This is a genomic window from Hafnia alvei, from assembly GCF_900095695.1.
GTDB lineage: Bacteria > Pseudomonadota > Gammaproteobacteria > Enterobacterales > Enterobacteriaceae > Hafnia > Hafnia alvei_B.
On the sequence record NZ_FMIQ01000015.1, the window covers coordinates 1 to 8,471 of the forward strand.

The 8,471-nt window shown below is 50.5% G+C and carries 8 protein-coding genes and 4 pseudogenes; 4 read left to right on the forward strand and 8 right to left on the reverse strand.

The features are described 5' to 3' along the window. From BN1044_RS23830 to tnpC, 3 genes and pseudogenes are all read left to right on the forward strand, one after another. A pseudogene (locus BN1044_RS23830) lies at positions 1 to 222 on the forward strand (hypothetical protein); the annotation flags it as partial. Next, positions 219 to 566 (forward strand): IS66 family insertion sequence element accessory protein TnpB, encoded by a 348-nt coding sequence (tnpB, locus tag BN1044_RS05695; protein WP_072307903.1) that lies wholly within the window; start codon positions 219 to 221, stop codon positions 564 to 566. The pseudogene BN1044_RS23830 and the gene tnpB, both read left to right, overlap by 4 nt. A gap of 19 nt (positions 567 to 585) precedes the next feature. After that, entirely contained in the window at positions 586 to 2,157 is a 1,572-nt protein-coding gene (tnpC, locus tag BN1044_RS05700; protein ID WP_072307904.1) for an IS66 family transposase, read from the forward strand. 251 nt (positions 2,158 to 2,408) lie between these two features. Here the strand turns inward: tnpC and BN1044_RS05705 are convergent, their stop codons facing one another. Then, positions 2,409 to 2,765: a hypothetical protein gene (locus BN1044_RS05705; protein WP_139130893.1), complete on the reverse strand. Its 357-nt coding sequence runs from the start codon at positions 2,763 to 2,765 to the stop codon at positions 2,409 to 2,411. A gap of 124 nt (positions 2,766 to 2,889) precedes the next feature. On the opposite strand from BN1044_RS05705, the pseudogene BN1044_RS05710 reads away from it, so the two are divergent. Next, positions 2,890 to 3,120, forward strand: a pseudogene (locus BN1044_RS05710) (ATP-binding protein); the annotation flags it as partial. Here BN1044_RS05710 and BN1044_RS24290 read toward each other — a convergent pair. From BN1044_RS24290 to BN1044_RS05740, 7 genes and pseudogenes are all read right to left on the reverse strand, one after another. Continuing rightward, positions 3,079 to 3,198: pseudogene (locus tag BN1044_RS24290) on the reverse strand (AAA domain-containing protein); the annotation flags it as partial. The pseudogenes BN1044_RS05710 and BN1044_RS24290 sit on opposite strands and share 42 nt — an antisense overlap. A gap of 15 nt (positions 3,199 to 3,213) precedes the next feature. Continuing rightward, positions 3,214 to 3,798, reverse strand: a complete 585-nt coding sequence (locus BN1044_RS23555) for a hypothetical protein (RefSeq protein ID WP_175421588.1) — start codon at positions 3,796 to 3,798, stop codon at positions 3,214 to 3,216. A gap of 49 nt (positions 3,799 to 3,847) precedes the next feature. Continuing rightward, a complete protein-coding gene (locus BN1044_RS05720; protein ID WP_072307906.1) occupies positions 3,848 to 5,233 on the reverse strand; it encodes a VasL domain-containing protein in 1,386 nt (461 codons plus the stop codon). Between the two features lie 50 nt (positions 5,234 to 5,283). After that, positions 5,284 to 5,754 carry a hypothetical protein gene (locus BN1044_RS05725; RefSeq protein ID WP_072307907.1) on the reverse strand — a complete coding sequence of 157 codons (471 nt, stop codon included), beginning with the start codon at positions 5,752 to 5,754 and terminating at the stop codon, positions 5,284 to 5,286. Positions 5,755 to 5,768: 14 nt separating this feature from the next. Continuing rightward, positions 5,769 to 6,218 carry a type VI secretion system baseplate subunit TssE gene (gene tssE, locus BN1044_RS05730; protein ID WP_072307908.1) on the reverse strand — a complete coding sequence of 150 codons (450 nt, stop codon included), beginning with the start codon at positions 6,216 to 6,218 and terminating at the stop codon, positions 5,769 to 5,771. Between the two features lie 146 nt (positions 6,219 to 6,364). Further along, positions 6,365 to 8,152, reverse strand: a complete 1,788-nt coding sequence (locus BN1044_RS05735; RefSeq protein ID WP_072307909.1) for a DUF2235 domain-containing protein — start codon at positions 8,150 to 8,152, stop codon at positions 6,365 to 6,367. Further along, positions 8,152 to 8,471: pseudogene (locus tag BN1044_RS05740) on the reverse strand (DUF3304 domain-containing protein); the annotation flags it as partial. The gene BN1044_RS05735 and the pseudogene BN1044_RS05740, both read right to left, overlap by 1 nt.

The following is an 8,471-nucleotide window of genomic DNA, read 5'->3' on the forward strand; positions in this document are numbered from 1 at the left end:
CTGGTCGCCACGACAGATACCGCAGCAATATTGCCTGTCGTGGTGTCTGAAACCAGCAATGCCATAGTCGCTGAGTGCCGGCCTCCCATTCAGTTGTCGCCATCCGGTGAAGGTCATTGTTGTGAACTGGTATTGCCTGCCGGTACGCTAAGGATCTCCGGCTCGCTGACGCCTGCACTGCTTCGCATGCTCATCACCGAAATGAAAGGAACGCTTCTGTGATCGCGCCGCCTGCAGGAACACGCATCTGGATAGTCGCGGGTATAACGGATATGCGTAATGGCTTCAATGGACTGGCCTCAAAAGTGCAAAATATCCTGAAAGACAACCCTTTCAGTGGTCATCTCTTTATCTTTCGTGGCCGCCGTGGCGACATGATTAAAGTGTTGTGGGCCGATGAGGATGGCCTGTGCCTGTTCATCAAACGCCTGGAGCGCGGACGCTTCGTCTGGCCGGTGACCCGTGACGGCAAAGTTCATCTGACACCGGCGCAGCTGTCCATGCTGCTGGAAGGCATAAACTGGAAACATCCGCAACGGACAGAACGCCCTGGAATACGCATATAACCTGCTGTAATGTAGGGGAATGGATCGCTCACTCTTCGACGAAAATGCCCGACTTCGGGCACTGCTGGACGCTCAGCAGCAAAGCCTTCACCAGATGGCGGAGTATAACCGCGTGCTCTCACAGCGGGTGGCGGCTTATGCCAGTGAAATCAACCGGCTGAAAGCCCTGGTCGTCAAACTGCAGCGTATGCAGTTCGGCAAAAGCTCGGAAAAACTGCGCCAGAAAACGGAACGTCAGGTGTGTGAGGCGCAGGAGCGTATCACTGCCCTGCAGGAAGAGATGGCGGAGGTGCTGGGTGAGCAGCATGATCCGGTTATACCACAGCCGCTGCGCCAGTCTTCTGCCCGCAAACCGTTGCCAGCATCACTTCCGCGTGAAACCTGCATGCTGCCGCCAGCGGAAACGGCCTGCCCGTCATGCGGTGGGGAGCTCAGCCCGCTGGGCTGCGATATATCGCAGCAACTGGAGCTCATCAGCAGCGCCTTTAAGGTTATCGAAACGCAGCGGCCAAAACTGGCCTGCTGCCGGTGTGACCACATCGTTCAGGCCTCCATGCCGTCAAAACCCATTGAGCGCAGCTACGCCGGCCCCGGTCTGCTGGCGCGCATCGTCACAGCGAAGTTCGCGGAACACACACCTCACTATCGGCAGTTGGAAATATACCGCCGACAGGGCGTGGAGCTGAGTCGTGCCACGCTGGGACGTTGGTCCGGTGCGGTGAGCGAACTGCTGGGGCCGCTCTGGGATCTGCTGCGCCAGTATGTACTGATGCCGGGGAAGGTACATACCGATGACATCCCGGTGCCGGTACAGGAGCCGGGCAGCGGCAAAACCCGGACGGCCCGGTTGTGGGTGTACGTGCGCAATGACCGCAATGCGGGTTCACAGATGCCACCGGCGGTCTGGTTCGCGTACTCACCGGACCGCAAAGGTGTTCATCCACAACAACATCTGGCTAGATACAGCGGTATCCTGCAGGCCGATGCGTATGGTGGCTACAATGCGCTTTACGAGGATGGGCGCATAACCGAAGCGGCGTGTATGGCACACGCCCGCCGGAAAATCCACGACGTCCACGCCCGCATCCCCACCGATATGACGACTGAAGCACTGAAACGTATCGGTGAGCTGTACGCCATCGAAGCGGAGATCCGCGGCAGCCCGGCGGATGCAAGGCTGGCGGTCAGAAAAGCCAGAACCGTGCCGGTGATGCAGTCGCTGTACGACTGGATACAGGCACAGATGAAGGTGCTGTCGCGCCACTCAGATACGGCGAAGGCGTTCGCCTATCTGCTGAAACAGTGGGATGCGCTGAACCAGTACTGCAGTAACGGCTGGGCGGAAATCGACAATAACATCGCAGAGAACGCGCTGCGTGGTGTCGCTCTGGGGCGAAAAAACTGGTTGTTCGCAGGGTCAGACAGCGGTGGTGAACGGGCAGCAATCCTGTACTCGCTGATCGGTACCTGTCGGCTAAACAACGTGGATCCGGAGGCATGGCTTCGGTATGTCATTGGCCATATCCAGGACTGGCCAGTTAATCGGGTTCGTGATCTGCTGCCATGGAAAATCGACCTGACTGCTGAATAAACGTCAATACGGTTCAGATGAGCCGCTTACGTTTTATCGCCAATTCGGATAATTGCTAACATATGAAACCTTCTAAGGTTATTATAAATAACATACAGTGTTTATTTATGAGGGTTTGGAGGGGGGGCAACTGCCACTTACAGACTAACGCTATTAAATTATATAAATTAATTAATTCTTTCTACCGTAGTGCAGTCCGGACCAAGAGCTATTGCCCCGATTCATTATAAACCAATGCCCATTACCGCAGCTTAAGGAAGCATGCCATTAAAATACTCAGTCTCTTTCAAATATTCTTTAGCGAGACACTGATTAAAATCAGCTGTTTTGGCATCCGTTCCATTTGACTCAAAAGTCTCTAACTGGCATTTTTTATTGATCATCACATCCCATGACGCTCTAAGATCTGAAATCTGTTTTTTCATCTCAGGATTATTGTCAACCTGCGCCACCTCAGCCTTATCTAGTTCCTTCAAGGCATCAGTAACTTTATTATTAGATCTGGAGTTTATATCTGAAAGCTGTTTACTCTCGTTTTGATTTAAAGCAGCCCCCCCTGAAAAAGACAAAAGCATCAGCAATGTGAATGAAATTATTTTAGTTTTCATAAAAATTAACCCTTCGATCAAATCTATCCTGTGGAACGTTCGGCCAATTGGCTTGATTGGACAAAACATGTCCAAATGAGGCCGTATCACCAGTATATGCATATTTTTGCAATAAACTTCTAGCATGCGGCGTGCAACCGCTCAGAAACAGGGACGCTATAAGAACACAATACATTGAGGCGTCATGGCCCCAAAGTTGCTGATTATCGATGAAATCGGCTATCTCCCCTTTAGCCAAGAGGAAGCTAAGTTGTTCTTCCAAGTCATAGCCAAACGGTATGAAAAAAGCGCGATAATCCTGACGTCAAACCTATCTTTTCCCGCTGCGAAAACGACAGGTCAGCATGACCGCACCATCATTATTTCCTAGCCATAACGTCCAGTTGGTAATTTTGTGGGTTTTATTTTCCCCATCAACACAAATCTTGACCATGTAATCACCCAGTAATTAATGCGTATTATCGTTCTTTCTTTTGAGAGACCTCAGCCGCAGATACGTTGCCCGATGTTTGATCGCAGGGATCGTCCTATGAGGAAGCCTCTCCCGCACCCTCGCAACTCCGAATTCAGGGTATAAAGCTCTTAATACACGGTCTTCATCAGGTTGCCAAAACCGGGTCTCCGTCAGCCCCATTTTTGCGGCCTGGGCAAAAATGGCCTCCCGGGTACGTCCTGGCAGCAACACATTTATTTCATCAATCCCTTCACAGTAGTGTTCCTGCATCAGTACCTGTTCCATTTCCGTCCAGGGTCTGTTTTTCCATGTTCCAAGGTCCAGTTTGACCACTGCCGCCCTCACCGCACTGACGCTTCTACCCAGTCTGGAGGCAATTTTTTTTGTTGGCAGATTTCCATAATGCTTTTTCAGAAAGTCTTTTTCCTCCTGACTCCAGTTGCCACGATCGGTTACCCCCAGCAGAGAAGCCTGCCTAATCACGGCGCTGGCAGTTCTGCCCAGCTTTTCCCCTATTTCTACGGGAGAGAGCTGGCCATAATGTTGTTCCACGAACGTGATATCGGCAAGCGTCCACACTGCCCTATGGTTCCGGTGGCGCTTTGTTTTATCCGCCTTGCCAGCTCTCCTAGTCTCCGTCACGGTACTTTTCCTGAGCCAGCGTATAAATCTGTGACCGGAGATGCTGTTCAAGCTTCTGAATACGTTGCGAGCGCTGAGCGGGATCAGCAGGCGGCAGCTGGAGCAGACGAAGCTGCTCCTCGGCAGGCTCAGTCCGCTGAAAATCCGTCATCATGCTAAATACGGCTGACTTCAGCTCACTGACCGTCATGTACTTGCCTTTCTGCTCATCCAGAGCATTCAACCTGTCGCTGAGTTGCTTCAGCGCCATCATTCCCTGATGCCAGCCGTTAAGGTTTTCAGTGGAAAGCAGGCTGGCATTAACCTGTTGCTGCCATTGCTGCGCCAACGGTTTAGCCTGTTCTGGCCATAGCGCCTGTGCCTGCTTAACAAGTTGGCGACTGTAGTCCACATTCCAGTCCGGAGATAGCTGGGCAAGCTGAATCAGTTGTCGCTGTGTTTGCGCCATAACGTCATCTGTCATCAGGACTTGCTGGCGTAAGTCTGCTCGTTGGGCGGAGGTGAGTGTTATCGGGAGTGGTGCCAGCGAGGCGGTGAGCTGGGCTTGTAATGGGTCTGGTCGGTGTAGAGCCTGCCAGCCACCTATCGTGACAGCACCCAATACCAGCATAGTGCACATTCCAGCAGCGAAGGATTTCCAAGGCTTTATCGACGCTGGTATCGGCGTCAACACGGCGATATTCGGCTGAGGCTCGGACTGCGCCACATACACCCATTTAACTGTATCAACCGATTCATTTGGCACAGGAATATGCATACCCGACAGGGTATCTTTAGACATTCCTGACCTACTCGTTACCGCGGCAGGCTGCACTTTCCCCTGTTCAATGGCAATGCCTGTGCTGGGGGGCCCGTCACTGTTTTCCAGACGAGCCGCGCTGCTGTACATCAGGGTACGCAGGGCGTCAAATTGGCTGAGATGTTTAAGCTCCAGGCGTTGTAGCACCGCGCTCAGACTGGTTAGCAGTTGTTCCGCTCGATAAAGCTGGCTGAGGTCGCTATAGCTCAGCGGGAGCGTACGCATCATCTGCTGTATCCGCTGGCTCAGACTGCTGAGAATGTCCATACGCGCATGTACCGGTTGCGGCCACAGGGCACCCCATTGATGGCTAATCAGCGCATCCAGAATGGCCAGCCCCTCATTCAGACCGAACAACCCAGCCAGTTGCGTTCTGGCAAGGGTATACCAAGCTGCCGTCTGAAGCTCCACACCATTGTGCTCAAACAGGGAAAGACAGAGTTTTTCGGCATAAGACCAGTTCACATCAGGACGTGCCGGATGTGAAAGCTTGCTCAGTTCATCGCGCAGAGAGGCATAGTCCGCGAGCGTACGCGGGTCACCGCCAGTTTTGAGGTGTTTATGATTGTTCACGGAGAATGTCCGTCCGTTAATTGATGAAAATGAGGCGAGAAAAAGCGCAGTCAGGATAGGAGACCGTCGACCATCTCGAAAAATGCGTCTTCATCGAACATTCGATTAGGCAGGGATAAAGCCCCTTTTGACGTGCAGGTCCAGTGGGTGTGGGTTCCAGCACGCATAAATAAACGACGCTGCGGGATAACCTTCCCGTCGAAACACAAGCTAACCTCCATGCACCCCGCCACACCGTGTCCGTACAGAAATATCGGCATAAATTTTACAGACCGGTCGTCGTAACGCAGGATGCTCCCCGAGATATCAAAAGCCCCGCCTTCCACCAGCAGATCCGTGACGGATGTAGTCAGCATCTCCAGCGTCAGTCCGGTACCCATCAGCCAGACGTCTATCTGCTCCTGAAGCTGTACCATTCGCAGGCGAAACTCTACAATATCAGCCTGACTCTTACTGATTGCAGAGGCCGGTTCGGGTTGTCTGGCCTGTAGTTTTTTAAAGAACTCTAATTTTACTGACATGGTGTTATCTGGCCTTACATCCGAGTTGTCGTGTCGAGATACTGTTGACTTTTAAGGTGTCGGAGTAACACTCGCCCTTCGGGCATAAACTCGGTGCCATAACGCACCAAGCCAACGCCTTTGAGTTCAGCATCAATAGCATAGTGCAGCTCACCGGGGACGTTCTGTTCCAGCAGGACAACGGTTATTTTTTTCAGACGTGGCTCATATTTAAGTAGTACGGTCGACAGGATGCTCATCAGCTCATGAGCCGTTCCCGACATCCCTTGGACGGCTCTGGTCATATCCGGCAGACCGTAATCCGGCAAATGTGCTAGCGTCCCGGCACGGCAGTTGAGGATGCGTTGCATGTTGTCCAGTACGGAGAGGATGATCTGATTTTCTTCACTGACATGGTGTAAATCGAGACCACCGACAAAGTTACCGTAAAGCATCTCGCACAGAGAGGGGGTATTTCCTGGCATGGTTGGCTTCCGTCTTTATTTACTGATTTAGTTATTTTGAGGGTAATTGTTTTATCAGGATTTAATGTCCCCCCGCTCCAAAGGCCCTTTAAACTGGCGCAGGCGAATTGCACTGTTGGTAACTATTCAACGAGAGTAGCTGGTGCTTACGCCTCAGGTTTTTCCAGTGAACGAATTACCAAGAAATCCTGAGAAATGTTAACGTCTTTTCCCATTGCTTGTCTGCTATGAATAAACCAGGCATACATTTCTGATGGCGCGTTATCTTCGGGGAAAGGTTGAGGCTGACCGAGGTAAGCGGCATGAGCATAATCGAGAAAGCGTCTCGCTCGCCTCAATGCAGGCCTAAAGACATTAGGCACAATCAGGATACGTTTATCATGGGGATGATTTTCCATACTGTTCTTCATTCTTATTGCGGCGTCATGAACATCGTCCAGCCATCCCCAATTTTTGTGCAACACATCAAGCTCATTCTGGTAGTGTCTTGAGGCTTCTTTTGCCTGTGATGAAATTCCTAACATCCCGACAGAAGCCCCAGCAGAAGTTAAAATATCGCCGCGTTTTTTTTCATACTTTATGCACTCACAGCGATATTGATAATATTGCCGCCCAAGCCACTCGATATAGCTGTCCAGATGACGGTTCTGCGCTCCGATACTGACGGCCTTAAAAGGCACCGCTTGCTGATACAGCTTTGTCCATTGGGCGACGGACTTGTTCTCAACCTTATCCTGCATAATGAAATAGCTGGCCACTGTCTCAGATTGAGCCTGCAAATCTTGAAAATCAGGGAAAGGGACGCCAGCCATGGTCGCGGCCCGGTACATCCGATGAAGGGCTACCCGACAAAGTTCTGCACTCGGTTTTTGTTCATTCGGCTTCAAACCTCCTCCTACGTCCTCCGCGCAGCCGGGTAACAATTCTTCCTTATGATTATAATTACTTCCACCAAGACAATAGACGCTACGCCATGGGCGGTTTTCATGGGCTGCGACCAGATGTAGAGCGTTTTTAACCGCATCGGGTAATGCCGATTCCTGTTCAACGGACTTATCGCCCATAAGCACGCTGATACCCTTTACTGGCCCCCCAAGAGTAGAAATAAACCAGTCCACTCCATTATTATTACTGGCAGGGGTATGGCGAGCACAATCAAACAAACCTGTAAAAATAATCTCTACGGGGACCCCTTGATAAGTGTATTTATCACCCTGTTTCTGGCAAATATCATCCAGCAGCGCATCAATAAATTTACGAGCGAGTGTTGCTCCGACATCAAACCCAAAAAGTGAAATAGAAATAAGCTTTACCGGCACTGGGCTATTTGTTTTGGCTCGTACAAAGAAGCGTTCAAAACGTAATTTAGCCGAATTTATTCGAGTATCGACACCGGTGACTAACATATCAGCAATAACAGGATTATCACGCAACCAAGGAGTCGCCTCGATGCCTGCTTTCTTTGCCGCGCTTTTAACTCCATCAACCGCCAGGGATTTCCATTCCGAAGGACTTATCAGTTTTTTCCCTGAGTCTTGTAAAACCTCCCACCAGTTACCCCCCTTCAAATAATCCAAGCCGGCATCTTTCGCAATTTCTATGGGTTGGTTTTTCAAATCATCGAGGACAGAGCCTTGTGCACTGTCCATTATGGTATGCAGTTTCTCTGTCAGTTCTTCATTAAATGGCGTACCAAGACCTGAAAAATAAAATGCGTCATAACTTTCACTATCCATATTTTGTTGGATGCTGGGGAAAGCTCGAAACAAGCGAGATATATTACTAAGCTTTTGTTCAGATGCATCCTGATCAATATTCCGATGAATGCCATCAAAGAAAAAACCGACATGCCATGTCCGCGAACAATTTCCCAACCCGGCTTCATCAGCCTGTTGTGCTCGACTGGCAGCTGCGACAATACTTTCGATATCCATCACTTTTGCTCCTGCTTTGCAGACTTACCTAGCGTATCAGTGCGCTTTTCATAAGGCGACCAGGCATTATCGCTCCAGCCTAGTAAGACTTTATCTCCGGGTAAAAAATGGACATGCAAATCATTCTCCCCCCATTTTCTTTCTGGCAGTGGCATCACAACCTGACGTTTTTCCAGGCGCATACCTTTGAGATACTGCTCATGAGTAATATCAAGGGTCCATATTACTTCTGCTGTTTTCCCACTGATACTGCCACAGCATGTTGTCTTACCTGCACCTTTGGCATATGGATTGTTTTTGTCATGTGCAGAAGAATTTG